We start from the raw sequence: 13,457 nt of genomic DNA, 5'->3' as shown, positions 1-13,457 counted from the left end.
GGCCAGATTTCGCCAGCAAAGGTCCGGAAATGCTAAGTCACCTAGGGAAACATTTCGTCACGAACACGCCCGCGGCCTTGTCCGGAGGGCCTGGTTTGTGCAGGCCTTTACAGCCACTTTTCCGCGCGGATAAAGGTTAGGAGAGCCTTTCCAACACTGCGTCATACCGTTCCAGCGCGATCTCAGCGAGCACCCTCGACGGCAACAGCGGCGCCGCAACAACGTCCGCGCCGGCCTTCGCCAACTGGTCGTGGAAATAGCCGGTAGCCAACAGGTACGAGGCAATGAAGACCCTGCCTGTCCCACCGTCGGCGGCGAGTTCTTCGCGCAAGGAGGCGACGCCGTCGGGCACTGTGGGCTGGGCACTGGCGCCATAGGCCACCCGCACCTTGTTGGGCAGCAGGTCTCCGAGCAGCCGCCCCTGCTCCTCCGAATCAACCGAGCCGTCCGGTAGGGAGGATCCAGCGGCAGCCAGCAGCACGCCGTCGTTCTCCTGCAGCCCGGCCGCGCGCAGGTGGGTGGCCAACAACTCAGCCAGCCGCGCATCGGGTCCAAGCGGCCTGGCAGCCACGACCTCGGGCCGGGCCTTGATGGCTTTGGGCACGTCCACCTTGATGTGGAAGCCGGTGGAGAGCAAAAGCGGTACGACGACGGCGGGAGTCCCCTCGGGCAGTCCCTCCACCACGCCGCCCAGCTCTGGTTCCTGCACGTCAACGTATGCCTCTACCACCTGCAACCCGGGGCGGAGGGCTTCGATGTCGGCCATGACCTGCCGGATGGCAGCTTGCCCTTCGGCATTCCGGGTTCCGTGGGCGCAAGCGATCAAAACGGGGCTGTTCATGGGAGCTAGCGTAACGTTGAGCCAGCATCCATTGAGAGTCGTATCCAGAAAGAACCCGTCCACTTGATTTCCATCGACATCGTCCTTCTCTGGCTCGACCTGGTTGGCGTGTTCTTCTTCGCGGTCTCAGGATCCTTGCTGGCCGCCCGTAAACAATTCGACATTGTGGGCTCCGTGCTCCTCGGCTCCATCGTGGCCCTGGGCGGCGGCGTGATCCGCGACATCATCATCAACGCCGGGCCGCCCATTGCCTTCACCAATCCGGCCTACCTCGCTCCCCCGCTGCTGGCTGCGATGCTGGTCTACTTCTTGTTCTCCTCGGTCCAGCGCTTCACGTCGCTGCTGACCTTGTTCGACGCCGGCGGACTGGCTTTGTTTTGCATCACTGGAACGCTCAAGGCACTGACTGCCGGGATGAATCCTGTGGCAGCGATCCTCCTGGGAGTCACCACTGCTGTGGGCGGAGGGCTCCTGCGCGACATCACGGCGAACGAAATCCCTACGCTGTTTAATGCCCGCGATCTCTATGCGCTCCCCGCGTTTGTTGGGGCCGGGCTCACCACGTTGCTGTGGAATTTGGGGACCTTTACCGGGCTCACGGCGTGCGTAGTTGCCGGCGTTGTTTTCGCCTTCCGTGTCACAGCCTGGCGACGCAGCTGGCACGTACCACTGGCCGTCCGCGGATGGCACCGTCCCGGCGCCGGGCCGGGCGCAATTTCGGGTGCCCGGGATTAGCTAGGATAAGAGCATGACTGACATGTTCCTCGAGAAGTTCCGCGCGCTGGTCCCAAAGTATCTCGAGGATGAATGGCAGGAAGAAGACGGCCTCACACCGGACGAACTAGATGACGCCCTCGCCGATCACTCCTTCACCATCCCGCTGGTCCTGCGCGAGTTCTACCTCGCGATCGGTGGCTGCGAGGACCTCATGGAGGCCTACCACTACTTCTGGGATCCCGAAGAGCTCGAGGTGGATGACGAAGGTTTCCTCATGTTCCTTGAGGACGAGGAAGAGCAGTTCACCTGGGGCTTCCGCACAGCCGACCTCGGCATCCCGGACCCCATCGTGTGGCGCCGCAACAACGCCCGCGGCCAGTGGAAGAGTGAAGAGGGCACCTTCTCTGAATTCGTGTTCGACATGTTCGAGTGGGCGTTCAACGACGACGAAGACTAACTTTCAGTGCCCACATGGGTTCCTGACCCTGTTTGAAGTACTTTCAGCCCCTATGCACCCGCAATTGGTTGCATAGGGGCTGTTCTGTGTTCAAAGAAGGTCAGGACGCCACGGAGTTTTGAGGTTAAAACGGAATGGCCCCGGTTCGTTGCAACGTTACGAGTCATACGCTGCACCGAACCGGGACCACAATCTCCGTTCGCATCAGACCCACCGGAGGCATTTAGTGGATCCGTGAATAGCTTATGACAATCCTGTCACAAGCGCAACTCTTGGGGTCAATGAATATTCAAGGATGGCGCGTTCCTTTTACGGTCCAGTGCAGTTGTCCACATAGGCTGAAAAGCAGGTGCTGGGGAGTCGTCTTCGCAGTAACCATGGCTTGATGGACCTCCCTCAATTCCTTCGCTCCCGACACGGTGTAGCCAGGACTGCAGACTTGAAGCGTGCCGGCTTCTCTGAGAGGACTCTGGCCTCAGCGTTGAACTCAGGGTCGATCACAAAATTGCAGCGAGGCGTCTACGTCACTCAAGGAGCGGACTCCGACGTCGTCGCCGCCTTTCGCGCGAATGGCCGCCTTACCTGCGTCTCGGCGGCAAGGTTCCATGGCCTTTGGATACTTCGAAAACCTGAGACCCTACACCTGAGCTGCGGCAACGGCCTCCCCAAGCCCGGCATTGTTGACCACGCCTGTATGACCCATCCCCCGCATTCCTACCTACCAGTTGCCGGCGTTGCCGACGTTCTGATGCACGCACTCCGTTGCAGGCCGAAGCTTGAGTCCCTGGTCATGGTCCATAGCACTGTGAGTCAGGCGCTGCTGAGCCCGGATTACCTGAGGTCGAAGCTGACCGGACCTCGGAATGGGCGGGCCCGGGCGATCTTGGGGCTGGTCCTTCCCAGGGCAGATTCATTGCTGGAAGTCTTGGCGCACACCCACTTCACCGCGGCAGGACTCACGGTGAAGATGCACGTTCAGCTGCCCGGAGTCGGTGAAGTCGACTGCCTTATCAACGGTTCCTTGGTGATCGAGCTCGACGGCGGCACCCACTTGGAAGGCTGGCAAGTGAAGAAGGACCAGTACCGGAACAATGCAAGCATGCGAGGCGGCTTCCTTGTCCTTCGCTACTACTACTCCGACGTCGTTCACCATCCAGAAAGGATGGTGGCTGAGGTGCTTGAAGTCCTGACCATCAGGGAAGCCGGCCACTTCGGACCCTCGCGTTGGACGCCAAAGTGGGTGCCGGCGTCGTGATCCGGGCTTTGCCGTGACGACTTGACCTTCTTTGGAACGAGGACGGCCGCTATGCAACCCAAAGAGGGTGCATAGCGGCCGCCGAGAGCCTAAACAAGGTCAGGAAGCCACGCCTTGAAGGAAAACTAGCTGCTGCGGTCCACCACGGCATGTGCGAAGTTGGTCAACGAGGCCTTTACTACGCCTTCGGGCAGCGGAGCCAGGGCAGCGACGGCCTCGGCGGACCACTGGCGCGCGATTTTCCAGGACTCGTTGGTGACGGGGTGCTCACGCAGGCCGGCAACGGCCTCAGCCAGGGCTTCATCGGAGGACAGGTCGCCGTCGATCAATTCAAGCAACGCAATGGCCGAGGCATCCCCCGCAGCTGCGTCACGGCGGAGCAGCAGCACAGGCAGGGTGGGCACACCTTCTCGGAGGTCGGTGCCCGGGGACTTTCCGGACTTGACCTTTACCCCGGTGACATCAATGACGTCGTCGGCGAGCTGGAAGGCCACACCCACTTTCTCGCCGTACTCAACCAGCAGGTCCTCATAGGCTTCATCGGCACCGGCGAAGATCGCACCGAGTTGCCCGGACGCTGCCACCAGGGAACCGGTCTTGTCCGCAATAACGGAGAGGTAGTGCTCCACGGGATCTTCGTCTTCGCGCGGGCCCACCGTTTCGTGGAGCTGGCCGAGGCACAAACGCTCAAAGGTGCGGGCTTGGATGCCCAAGGCACGGGAGCCGAGCTCGGAAACAAGGATGGAAGCACGGGCGAAGATGAGGTCGCCGGTGAGGATGGCCACCGAGTTGCCCCAGACTTCGTGGGCCGTGGGAGCACCGCGGCGGAAGGGTGCGGAGTCCATCACGTCGTCGTGGTAGAGCGTTGCGAGGTGCGTGAGTTCAACAACTACTGCCGCCTGGACAACCTCGGGGCGTGAGGCATCGCCAAGGTGGGCACACAGCAGGGTGAGCAGCGGACGGATGCGCTTGCCCCCGGCTTCCACCAGGTGACGCGACGTCGCATCAGCCAGGGGGTCCGAGTTGGAGATGGCTTCGCGAAGCTTCTTCTCCACCCGTGCGAGGTTGGTGGTGATGGCAGGCCCGAGTTCGGCATCGCCGGCAATTGCGGCGAAACCGGCGGGCAGCTGGAGTCCCGTTGCGATCGCGGTGGTGTTGGGAGCAGGCTCCACAGCGTCCCGCAGACCGTGCCCGGCATGCGTCCAGCTGTGTTCGGCAGAGTTCGTCACGGGTTAACCCTAACTAGTTGGTGCGGAAACCGCGGTGTTGGAGCCTGCCGGCGTCAGCGCACGGGCAGATGAAGTGTTGGACGTTGCCGGAACCAGCATCTCGAGGACCCGGATCACACGGTCTTCGAAGCCCTTCGCAGCAGGGTCGGTGAGGTTGGCAAGCATGCGGACCACGAAGCGCATCAGCACCGGTATCGGCATCCCGGTGCGCAGGGCGAGCTTCATCACTGCCGGCTTGCCGATGAGGGAGGCAAAGGCGCGGCCCAGCGTGAAGTGCGATCCCCACTGGTCCCGCACATAGTCTGCGTACCGCGAGAGGTGAGCGTCGGCGTCGTGCGTTGACCAACCGGCCGAGGCAGAGCGGGCGGAAGCGTCAACAATAAACTCGGCCGCGAAGCGTGCGGACTCCATGGCGTAGGAAATGCCCTCGCCGTTGAACGGGGAGACCATGCCGCCGGCATCGCCCAGCAGAAGCAGGCCCGGTGAGTAGTGCGGGGTGCGGTTGAAGCCCATGGGCAGCGCGGCACCACGGATTTCGCCCACTTGGTTTTCGGGAGTGAAGCCCCACTCGGCGGGCATGCCGGCGGTCCATTCGCGCAGGACCTGCTTGTAGTCGAGCTTGCCGAATTCCTTGGAGGAGTTCAGGATCCCGAGCCCGACGTTGGAGGTACCGTCGCCGACACCGAAGACCCAGCCGTAGCCGGGCAGCGGTTTGCCGGATTTGCCGGGAAGTTCCAGCCAGCCTTCCATCCAGTCGTCGTTGTGGCGCGGGGAGGTGAAATAGGTTCGCACCGCGACGCCCAGAGGACGGTCGTCGCGCTTATGCATCCCCAGCGACACTGCGGTTCGGGTCGAATTACCGTCGGCGGCGAGTACGACGTCGGCGTGGAAGTCCCGCGTTTCACCCGTCTTACGTCCGGACTCGTCAAGGATGGCGGCCCGGGCGCCGATGACACGGCCGTCGTCGGAAGTGAGGGCGGAAGTAACGCTGTGGCGTTCAAGCACGACGGCGCCGGCGGCCTCGGCGTGCCGGGCCAGGGACTCGTCGAAGCCAAGCCGTGTTCGGATCAAGCCGTATGTGGGAAAGTCGGAAACCTCGGGCCAGGGCAGCTCTATGGTGCGTCCGCCGGCAATGAGGCGAAGGCCCTTGTTCCGGCGCCACCCGTCCTCCACAGCGTGGGAAAGTCCAAGCTTCTGGATCTCCCGGACGGCGCGGGGCGTGAGGCCGTCGCCGCACACTTTTTCACGGGGAAAGGAGGTCTTTTCCAGCACCGTGACGTCGATGCCCGCCTGGGCGATGTAATACGCGGCGGTGGACCCAGCCGGGCCCGCGCCAACAATCAGTACTTTCACGTCGTCCTAAATCAGCAGGCTGTACGGGGTCAGCCGGCCTGTTGGCGCGGCTTGATCTGGCGGCGAAGCTTGGCCACGGGAACACTTTCGCGGTGCTCGGCGGGCTTCTGTGCGCGGTGCACTGCGACGATGCCGCCGCTGAGGTTGCGGTACGTGATGTCCGTCCAGCCGGCTTCGCTGAGCCACTGGGCGAGGTGGTCCTGGTCAGGCCAGGCGCGGATGGACTCGGCAAGGTACACGTAGGCGTCCGGGTTGGAGGAGACCTTGGTGGCGATGGCGGGAAGCGCACGCATGAGGTATTCGGTGTAGAGGTTGCGCCACAGCGGCACCACGGGGTGCGAGAACTCGGCAATGACCAGGCGTCCGCCCGGCTTGGTGACGCGCAGCATTTCCTCCAGGGCCTTGCGGGGTTCTACGACGTTCCGCAGGCCGAAGGAGATGGTGGAGGCATCGAAGCTGTTGTCAGCGAACGGCAGGTTGGTGGCGTCACCGGCAATGAAGTCGATGTCCGGACGGCGGCGCTTGCCGACCTTGAGCATGCCCAGGGAGAAGTCGCAGGCCACAACGTCCACGCCGGCATCGGCATAGGGTTCGCTGGACGTTCCGGTTCCGGCGGCAAGGTCCAGGACCTTCTGGCCCGCCTTGACATCCACCGCATCAACGACGATGCGGCGCCAACGGCGCGTCTGCCCCATGGACAGGACATCATTGACGACATCGTATTTTGGGGCGACATCATCAAACATCGTCGCAACTTCGTCCGGACGCTTTTCCAAGGATGCTCGGTTCACCCTGTAATTGTCTCAGACATTCAGCCGACTTTGCTGCGCTGTAGAAGTCGGCTCAGATTCTGGTTGTCGGCGGGAGTACTGTTGTTCCATCATGACGAGCACGCTCCGCACCTTGACAGTCCCCCTCGATGTTGAATCATCCTCCGGGGGGCTGCCGTCGTTTCTGGTCCGGGACGACGTCCTTTGCTGGTCCCGGCGCGAAGCCGGCCTGGTGGGCTACGGCGAGCTGACCCGTTTCAATGCCACCGGCCCCGAGCGTTTCCTCGAGGCCGATATCTGGTGGCGGCACCTCATTCTTGAGGCCGAAATCACTGACCACGTGGAGCTTCCAGGCACCGGTCCTGTGGCATTCGGCTCATTCGCCTTCTCCAAAACCTCCCCGCACGTCTCCCGTTTGATCCTCCCTGAGCTGGTGGTGGGGATTCGTGATGGCCGCGCCTGGGCTACCCAATTAACGTTCGACGGCGCACCCCTCACCGAGGCGGGCGTCCTCGCCTCCGTGCATCGCTGGCTGACCGAGCCGGAACCAAACGGCGAGGACTCAGCGGCAGGAGGCTCCGACGTCGTGCCCTCACCGGAGGTGGTCACGGCGGACGGTTCCGCCGGTCATTTGAGTTCAGGTTCCCTGAGTGAGGCCGCCTGGATGCAGGCTGTTTCCAACGGCGTGGAGGAGATCCGCGCCGGGAACCTGGAGAAGCTTGTTTTGGCGCGCGACGTCGTCGCTACCCTTCCGGAGGGCGTGAACGCTGCGGAGGTACTCCGCCAACTGGCAGCCAGGTACCGCGAATGCTGGACGTACGGCGTGGACGGCCTGGTGGGCGCAACGCCGGAGATGCTGATTCAAGTGGAGGGCCGCACAGCCCAGGCCCGCGTGCTGGCAGGAACCCTTGACCGCCGCGACGCTGACGGCATGGACGGCTCCCCCATGGAGTACGCGGAGCGCGTCCTGGCCGGATCCGAGAAGCAGCGGCACGAACATGAGATCGCAATTGATTCCCTGACCCGGCAGCTGGCTCCTTTCTCGGAGGCGATGAATTCGCACAGTGAGCCTTTCATTCTGGAGCTTCCCAATGTGTGGCATCTGGCCTCGGACGTGAAGGCGGAGTTGGCCGATATTGAGGGCCACGTGCCCACATGCCTGGCTCTGATCAACGCTTTGCATCCCACCGCCGCCGTCTGCGGAACGCCGACATTGGTGGCCGGCGCCTTGATCCGCAAGCTCGAACACCTGGACCGGGGACCGTACGCCGGACCGGTGGGCTGGCTCGACGCCGCCGGCAACGGCGAGTGGGGAATCGCCCTGCGCGGTGCAGTGATCGAAGACGCCAACACGGTGCGTTTGTACGCGGGATGCGGAATTGTTGAAGGCTCGCAGCCCGAGGCTGAACTGGCCGAGACGTGGGCGAAGTTCCGCCCGATGCTTGAGGCCCTGGGTATTCGCCGCTGAATCTGGGATCCCGGACAGCGCTTCTGCTTTACTGGTTGATAAGTGCGTAAACTAGTTATCCAATAGTGAAACTAAGTTTCCTGTGATGCACATCTCACGTTCGGCGCTACACTAAAACCGACTCAGTTCAGCATCCACCGCAACAAAAGGTAAACAACATGCAGATCTCCCGTTCGGTTCTGTCCGGCACCAAGATTGCCGCCGTACTCGCGGCCGGCGCCCTGGCCCTCACCGCTTGTGGCGGCTCGTCCACCCCGGCGGCTTCGGATGCCTCGGGCCTGAAGCTCATCAACGCCGGCAAGCTCACGGTGTGCTCGGACGTCCCCTACGAACCCTTCGAATTCCAGAAGGACGGCAAGATCGTAGGCTTCGACATGGACATCGCCGCAGAGATCGCCAAGGACGTCAAGGCCGAACTCAACGTGGTGGACAGCTCCTTCGAAGCAATCGAGACCGGCACCGCACTGACCGGTTGCGACGTCTCCATCTCCTCGATCTCCATCACGGACGTCCGCAAGAGCGTCATGGACTTCTCCACCCCGTACCTGGACGACGACCTGACCCTCGTGGCCACCTCGTCCTCCGGCATCAGCAACATCGATGGTGCCAAGGGCAAGAAGGTGGGCGTCCAGCAGGCCACCACCGGCGCCCAGTACGCCAAGGACAAGGGCATCGACGCGCAGCAGTTCGAAGACTCCGGCCTCCTGGTCCAGGCCCTCAAGGCCGGCACCATCGACGCCGCCATCGGCAACCAGTCCGTCCTCGGCTACGCCATCAAGGACGACTCCAACCTCAAGCGCGTTGAAGACTACGCAACGGGCGAGAAGCTGGGCATCTCCATCAAGAAGGGCAACACGGCCATGGCGGACGCTGTAAACGCCACCCTGAAGCGCATCACCGACGACGGCTCACTGAAGAAGTTCGAGACCACCTGGTTCGGCGAAGCCACCAAGTAGTCCGAGCCCCGGCTCCCGAGATCCACGCAGGCGGGCCCCGAAACGACACGTTGTTTCGGGGCCCCACCTGCGCAACATGAATGTGAGAACACCATGGCAATGACTGCACGTCAACGAGCCAAAGTCAGTTTGTACGTCCAGGCGGGAATCTTCGTCGTCGTCCTGGCCGCAGTGATCCTTGCTGTGGACTGGAAGACGATCGGCACCAGCGTCTTCAACTTCGCCAAGATCGGGCCGATGTTCCCGGACATTTTCCTGGTGGGCCTCAAAAACACCCTTATCTACACGGCCCTGGCGTTCGTAGTGGGCCTGTCCGGGGGTCTCCTGCTTGCCCTGATGAAGCTCTCATCGTTCCCGCTGTACCGCTGGCTTGCCACCGGCTACATCGAGTTCTTCCGCGGCGTCCCGGCACTGCTGGTCTTCATTGCCTTCGGCTATGGCGTTCCCCTGGCCTTCGGCGTCCAGTGGGACGTCAACATCGTGGTCATGGTTTCGCTGGGCATGGTGGCCTCGGCCTACATTGCTGAAACCCTCCGCGCAGGCCTCCAGGCTGTGCCGAAAGGCCAGATGGAAGCCGCCCGTTCCCTGGGCATGCCGCATTGGCGGGCCATGATCTCCATCGTCATCCCCCAGGCGTTCAAGATCGTCCTGCCGCCCCTGACCAACGAGATCATCCTGCTCACCAAGGACTCCTCGCTGATCTACGTCCTGGGCCTCACCGCCTCGCAGTACGAGCTCACCAAATTTGGCCGCGACGGCATCTCCAGCCTCGGTGCCGGCCTGACTCCGCTGCTCGTCGCCGGTGCCTTCTACCTGGTCATCACCATCCCCTTGAGCCTCCTGGCACGGAAGTTCGAAAGCCGCTCCGCGCGGACGAAGCGATAGGCAGGACAGTCATGAACGACGTCGTAAACAGCACAGTCCGCGCCGCGGGCGTGGACATCAAGGACCTTCGCAAGTCCTATGGCAGCAACGAGGTCCTCAAGGGCATCTCGCTGACCGTTGAGCCGGGCCAGGTAGTTTGCTTGATCGGGCCATCGGGTTCGGGAAAGTCCACCCTCCTGCGCTGCGTCAACCTGCTGGAGCACCCGAACGCGGGCACCATCAACGTAGGCAAGTTCGAGGCAACGGACCCCGACGTGGACCTCAACAAAATGCGTCAGAGCGTTGGCATGGTGTTCCAGCACTTCAACCTGTTCCCGCACCTGAGCGTCCTGGACAACTGCACCATCTCGCAGATGAAGGTCCTCAAGCGATCCAAGTCCGAGGCAGCCGGAGTGGCCCGCCACAATCTGGAGCGCGTTGGCCTGGGACACCTCGCCGACCGCTTCCCCGACCAGCTTTCCGGTGGCCAGCAGCAGCGTGTAGCCATTGCACGTGCGCTGTCCATGGACCCGCAGCTCATGCTTTTCGATGAGCCCACCTCTGCCCTCGACCCCGAAACCGTGGGCGATGTCCTGGCCGTCATGCGCAAGCTGGCCCAGGAAGGCATGACCATGCTGGTGGTCACCCACGAGATGGGCTTCGCCCGGGAAGTTGCCGACCGCGTTGTCTTTATGGACGCCGGTGTTGTTGTGGAAGAAGGGCCCGCGGAAAACGTCATCAGCGCCCCCACCCAGCCGCGCACCAAGGAATTCCTGCGCCGCGTCCTGGACCCCACGCACATTGGTGTCGAGGAAGCTTAGTTCATTCGTTTCCCACGCTGACGGGCGGGCAACACTCTTCTTGGGTGGTGCCCGCCCGTTTCTGCGTAGGTGGCCATTCCGGGCGGGCTCAGCCAGCTGTCAGGACTTGGCCCACCGCAGCCGAAATTGCTTCCTTGATCCTCGTATGAAGCGCACGCAGGCCCCCGCGGTCCACGCGAACCTCCACAATGGTGCGCCCCTTGAGCGGCGACTTGAGCGCTTCGGTGAGATCCGCCGTCGTGCTTACCGTTCGGTGTCCGACGCCGTAGGCCGCGGCGAGTGCCGAAATGTCCACTGAGTGCGGGGTGCCAAAGAGACGCTCGACGGCGGTGCCATAGGCGCCTGAGTCCTCCACGGCACCGTGCTCCAGGAGGCTGAAGATGGCCCCACCTGAGTCATTGAGCACCACGATCCGCAGGTCCGGCACCGGTTCGCCATGGCCGAGCAGCAGTCCCCCGGCGTCGTGGAGGAACGTAACGTCGCCCAGGAGGACGGTGGTTTCGCGTCCGCTGCCCAAGGCGACTCCGGTGGCGGTGGCGATGGTGCCATCGATGCCGGCGAGGCCACGGTTGGCATACACCGATGCGATGGGTTGGGTATGGGGCTGTCCGGCGAGGTCAACGTCACGGATTCCGTTGGAGGACCCAAGCACCAGTTGTCCGCGGGAGTGCTCCCAAACAGCGGCGCCAACTGATGGCCCGTTGGCGAGGACCTCCCCCGCGAGCACTCCGTCAAGGGCGTGTTGGGCCGCTGCACCAGCCAGGAGCCAGGCGTCCAACCATTCCGCAGAGCCACGGCCGGCGAATTCAGCGAGCTCGGGAAGGGTCTCGATCGGCGTTTCGCGACGGCGCCCGGCCTCATACCAAGCCACAGGAACAGGCTGGTAGATGGCCGCTTCCACAGAATCCCGGGCAAGAAGGGCAGCCACGGGCCGGGAAAGGGTGGCCCGGCCAAACAGGACAACCCGCTGGATCGGCGATCTTGATCCGGGTCCGAAGTGTTCCAGCAGTACCCGGTACGGACCCACGGCGTTCGGTCCGAAACGTGCGTTGGAGGACGGCTCGGCGAGCAGTGGCAGACCATGGGTACGGGCAAACGCCTCGGCCACCGGGCCGGCATCGTGACCGGCGAGGACCACGGTTCGTCGCTCGACGAGTTCGCTGGGCGCTGCCGGAAGATCCAGTGACTGGGGACCGGCGTCGTAATGGAACACGCCGTGTCCCGCAGCAGCCGGCAGTGCGTCGCCGTCGGCCGGTGTCAGTGGGTCGCGAAAGGCGAGATTCACTTGGACAGGACCGGGAGGAGTGTCGGCAAGGGCACCGGTTGCTGCGTAGAGCGCGGTGGCAATGGCTTTCTGGGGATCGTCACCTGCCGGGACGTCGACGGCGAATCTCACGTGATCGCCGAAAAGGTCCAGTTGGATGGTGGTCTGGTTGGCCCCGGTTCCGTGGAGCTCTTCCGGGCGGTCCGCGGAAATCACCACCACGGGAACGGCGGAATGGTTGGCTTCCATGACAGCCGGCAGAAGGTTACCCACTGCGGTTCCGGACGTAGTCAGCACGGCAACCGGAGCTTGGGTGGAAAGGGCCAGGCCCAGCGCCGTGAATCCAGCGTCGCGTTCGTCAATACGGACGTGGAGCTGAATCCTGCCCGCAGCTTCTGCTTCCGCGAGAGCGTAGGCCATGGGTGCCGAGCGCGAACCCGGCGACACCACCGTATGCCGCACACCGCCGTCGAGCAGTGCCTTAACGGCGATCCTGGCGGCACCGATGGATGTCAGAGAGTACTGGGAAGTCACCGCTCCAGTCTATTGGGGTAGCCAGTCCGCCAACGCTCGCTCACATCCCCGGCCCCACCAGCCAACCCTCACTCACATCCCCTGCCCCACCAGCCAACCCTCACCCACATCCCCAGCCGTTAGCGTTCTTCGACGTCGAGGACTACCTCGTTGTGGCGCAGGAACCAGGGTTTGAAGGGAGGGTCGAAACGCGCGAACCTGGGCGAACCGATGGGTGTCAGACCAGCCAGTTGAAGGGCCTCGTGCAGTGCCGCGGTGTGGCGTTGAAAGGCCGAGGCAGTTCCATTGCCTGTGAATCGGGCGACAGCAGACAACGCCCCGGGCACCTCGCGGATTTTGACCCTGGGCTCATCCGGGACAGGGGCATTTTCCGCCTTCAGTCCGGCCGGCAAGACGAAGGCTACAACGTAGTCTTCGTCTTCGCTTCCCGGGGCAGGGCCTGTCTGCAGTACCGGCGCCGTCATGACAAGTTCCTCGGAGGAACCAGACTCCTGGATAACGGGGGCGGTCATGGATAACTTCTGCTGAGCCGTGTTGCTGCCGCTGATGTAATTAAAGAGGTATCGGAAGGCCTGGTTCGCGGCGCGATCAAAAGTGGCGTGCACTTGAACCTCGGCAAGAACATGCGCGGGATACCGACGCAGTTCGAAGTGGGGATACTTCTGGACCAGATCGTACGGCTGCTGTTCAGTCATGGTGCAACCGAGCTTACGCCGCAGTCGCGCGTCTTGGCAGAGGTAGACGTGAGCGAGGGATTGGCCCAAACACGGGGGACGTGAAAGAGGGTTTGGCCCAAACACGGGGGACGTGAAAGAGGGATTGGGTCGGAAGTGGGAATGCTCCCCTCCCCGGGATTCCAGGGAGGGGAGCATTCGTCATTCAAGAATCAGGCAGACCCTGCTTTCGGAAGCAGACCTCACCGCCGACA

At 63.0% G+C, this 13,457-nt stretch carries 13 protein-coding genes and 1 pseudogene; 8 read left to right on the top strand and 6 right to left on the bottom strand.

Going from position 1 to position 13,457, the window contains the following annotated elements; all coding sequences use genetic code 11:
- Positions 1-136: 136 nt before the first annotated feature.
- Positions 137-904, bottom strand: a complete 768-nt coding sequence (locus tag AC6JA3_RS05745) for a sirohydrochlorin chelatase (protein ID WP_051420690.1) — start codon at positions 902-904, stop codon at positions 137-139.
- Here AC6JA3_RS05745 and AC6JA3_RS05740 point away from each other — a divergent pair, their 5' ends adjacent.
- The 4 genes and pseudogenes from AC6JA3_RS05740 (at position 905) to AC6JA3_RS05725 (ending at position 3,270) form a co-directional block, all read left to right on the top strand.
- The gene (locus tag AC6JA3_RS05740; protein ID WP_026546391.1) at positions 905-1,576 is read left to right on the top strand and encodes a trimeric intracellular cation channel family protein; all 672 of its coding nucleotides are present in this window, start codon (positions 905-907) and stop codon (positions 1,574-1,576) included. It begins immediately after the preceding gene.
- Between the two features lie 13 nt (positions 1,577-1,589).
- A complete protein-coding gene (locus AC6JA3_RS05735) occupies positions 1,590-2,015 on the top strand; it encodes a hypothetical protein (protein WP_026546392.1) in 426 nt (141 codons plus the stop codon).
- A 385-nt stretch (positions 2,016-2,400) separates the two neighbouring features.
- Positions 2,401-2,529, top strand: a pseudogene (locus AC6JA3_RS05730) (type IV toxin-antitoxin system AbiEi family antitoxin domain-containing protein); the annotation flags it as partial.
- A gap of 180 nt (positions 2,530-2,709) precedes the next feature.
- Positions 2,710-3,270, top strand: a complete 561-nt coding sequence (locus tag AC6JA3_RS05725; RefSeq protein WP_497920623.1) for an endonuclease domain-containing protein — start codon at positions 2,710-2,712, stop codon at positions 3,268-3,270.
- A gap of 125 nt (positions 3,271-3,395) precedes the next feature.
- Here the strand turns inward: AC6JA3_RS05725 and AC6JA3_RS05720 are convergent, their stop codons facing one another.
- The 3 genes from AC6JA3_RS05720 to AC6JA3_RS05710 are packed head-to-tail and all read right to left on the bottom strand — an operon-like array spanning position 3,396 to position 6,643.
- Positions 3,396-4,499: a polyprenyl synthetase family protein gene (locus AC6JA3_RS05720; protein ID WP_026546394.1), complete on the bottom strand. Its 1,104-nt coding sequence runs from the start codon at positions 4,497-4,499 to the stop codon at positions 3,396-3,398.
- 9 nt (positions 4,500-4,508) lie between these two features.
- Entirely contained in the window at positions 4,509-5,852 is a 1,344-nt protein-coding gene (locus AC6JA3_RS05715; protein ID WP_026546395.1) for a geranylgeranyl reductase family protein, read from the bottom strand.
- 29 nt (positions 5,853-5,881) lie between these two features.
- Entirely contained in the window at positions 5,882-6,643 is a 762-nt protein-coding gene (locus AC6JA3_RS05710) for a demethylmenaquinone methyltransferase (RefSeq protein ID WP_026539665.1), read from the bottom strand.
- A gap of 91 nt (positions 6,644-6,734) precedes the next feature.
- On the opposite strand from AC6JA3_RS05710, the gene AC6JA3_RS05705 reads away from it, so the two are divergent.
- From AC6JA3_RS05705 to AC6JA3_RS05690, 4 genes are all read left to right on the top strand, one after another.
- Positions 6,735-8,090 carry an isochorismate synthase gene (locus AC6JA3_RS05705; protein WP_026546396.1) on the top strand — a complete coding sequence of 452 codons (1,356 nt, stop codon included), beginning with the start codon at positions 6,735-6,737 and terminating at the stop codon, positions 8,088-8,090.
- A 158-nt stretch (positions 8,091-8,248) separates the two neighbouring features.
- Complete coding sequence (locus AC6JA3_RS05700) at positions 8,249-9,046, top strand: ABC transporter substrate-binding protein (RefSeq protein ID WP_026539663.1); 798 nt, start codon at positions 8,249-8,251, stop codon at positions 9,044-9,046.
- Positions 9,047-9,139: 93 nt separating this feature from the next.
- Positions 9,140-9,931 (top strand): amino acid ABC transporter permease, encoded by a 792-nt coding sequence (locus AC6JA3_RS05695; protein WP_026539662.1) that lies wholly within the window; start codon positions 9,140-9,142, stop codon positions 9,929-9,931.
- A gap of 11 nt (positions 9,932-9,942) precedes the next feature.
- A complete protein-coding gene (locus AC6JA3_RS05690) occupies positions 9,943-10,731 on the top strand; it encodes an amino acid ABC transporter ATP-binding protein (protein ID WP_026539661.1) in 789 nt (262 codons plus the stop codon).
- 88 nt (positions 10,732-10,819) lie between these two features.
- On the opposite strand, the gene menD is transcribed toward AC6JA3_RS05690, so the two are convergent.
- The gene (gene menD, locus AC6JA3_RS05685) at positions 10,820-12,529 is read right to left on the bottom strand and encodes a 2-succinyl-5-enolpyruvyl-6-hydroxy-3-cyclohexene-1-carboxylic-acid synthase (RefSeq protein ID WP_497919987.1); all 1,710 of its coding nucleotides are present in this window, start codon (positions 12,527-12,529) and stop codon (positions 10,820-10,822) included.
- A gap of 119 nt (positions 12,530-12,648) precedes the next feature.
- Positions 12,649-13,224, bottom strand: coding sequence for an SOUL family heme-binding protein (locus AC6JA3_RS05680; protein WP_026546398.1), 576 nt, complete (start codon positions 13,222-13,224; stop codon positions 12,649-12,651).
- Positions 13,225-13,457: the final 233 nt, after the last annotated feature.

The organism is Arthrobacter sp. TmtSoilC79 (assembly GCF_059739405.1).
The sequence above is the reverse complement of the archived record's forward strand: the minus strand, read 5'-3'. Positions and strand labels throughout refer to the sequence as shown.

What these genes read in the sequence shown, in the direction of transcription:
- AC6JA3_RS05735 (WP_026546392.1), top strand. Translation starts at nt 1,590, where the DNA reads ATGACTGACATGTTCCTCGAGAAGTTCCGCGCGCTGGTCCCAAAGTAT.
- AC6JA3_RS05725 (WP_497920623.1), top strand. Translation starts at nt 2,710, where the DNA reads ATGACCCATCCCCCGCATTCCTACCTACCAGTTGCCGGCGTTGCCGAC.
- AC6JA3_RS05705 (WP_026546396.1), top strand. Translation starts at nt 6,735, where the DNA reads ATGACGAGCACGCTCCGCACCTTGACAGTCCCCCTCGATGTTGAATCA.
- AC6JA3_RS05700 (WP_026539663.1), top strand. Translation starts at nt 8,249, where the DNA reads ATGCAGATCTCCCGTTCGGTTCTGTCCGGCACCAAGATTGCCGCCGTA.
- AC6JA3_RS05695 (WP_026539662.1), top strand. Translation starts at nt 9,140, where the DNA reads ATGGCAATGACTGCACGTCAACGAGCCAAAGTCAGTTTGTACGTCCAG.
- AC6JA3_RS05690 (WP_026539661.1), top strand. Translation starts at nt 9,943, where the DNA reads ATGAACGACGTCGTAAACAGCACAGTCCGCGCCGCGGGCGTGGACATC.
- AC6JA3_RS05680 (WP_026546398.1), bottom strand. Translation starts at nt 13,224, where the DNA reads ATGACTGAACAGCAGCCGTACGATCTGGTCCAGAAGTATCCCCACTTC.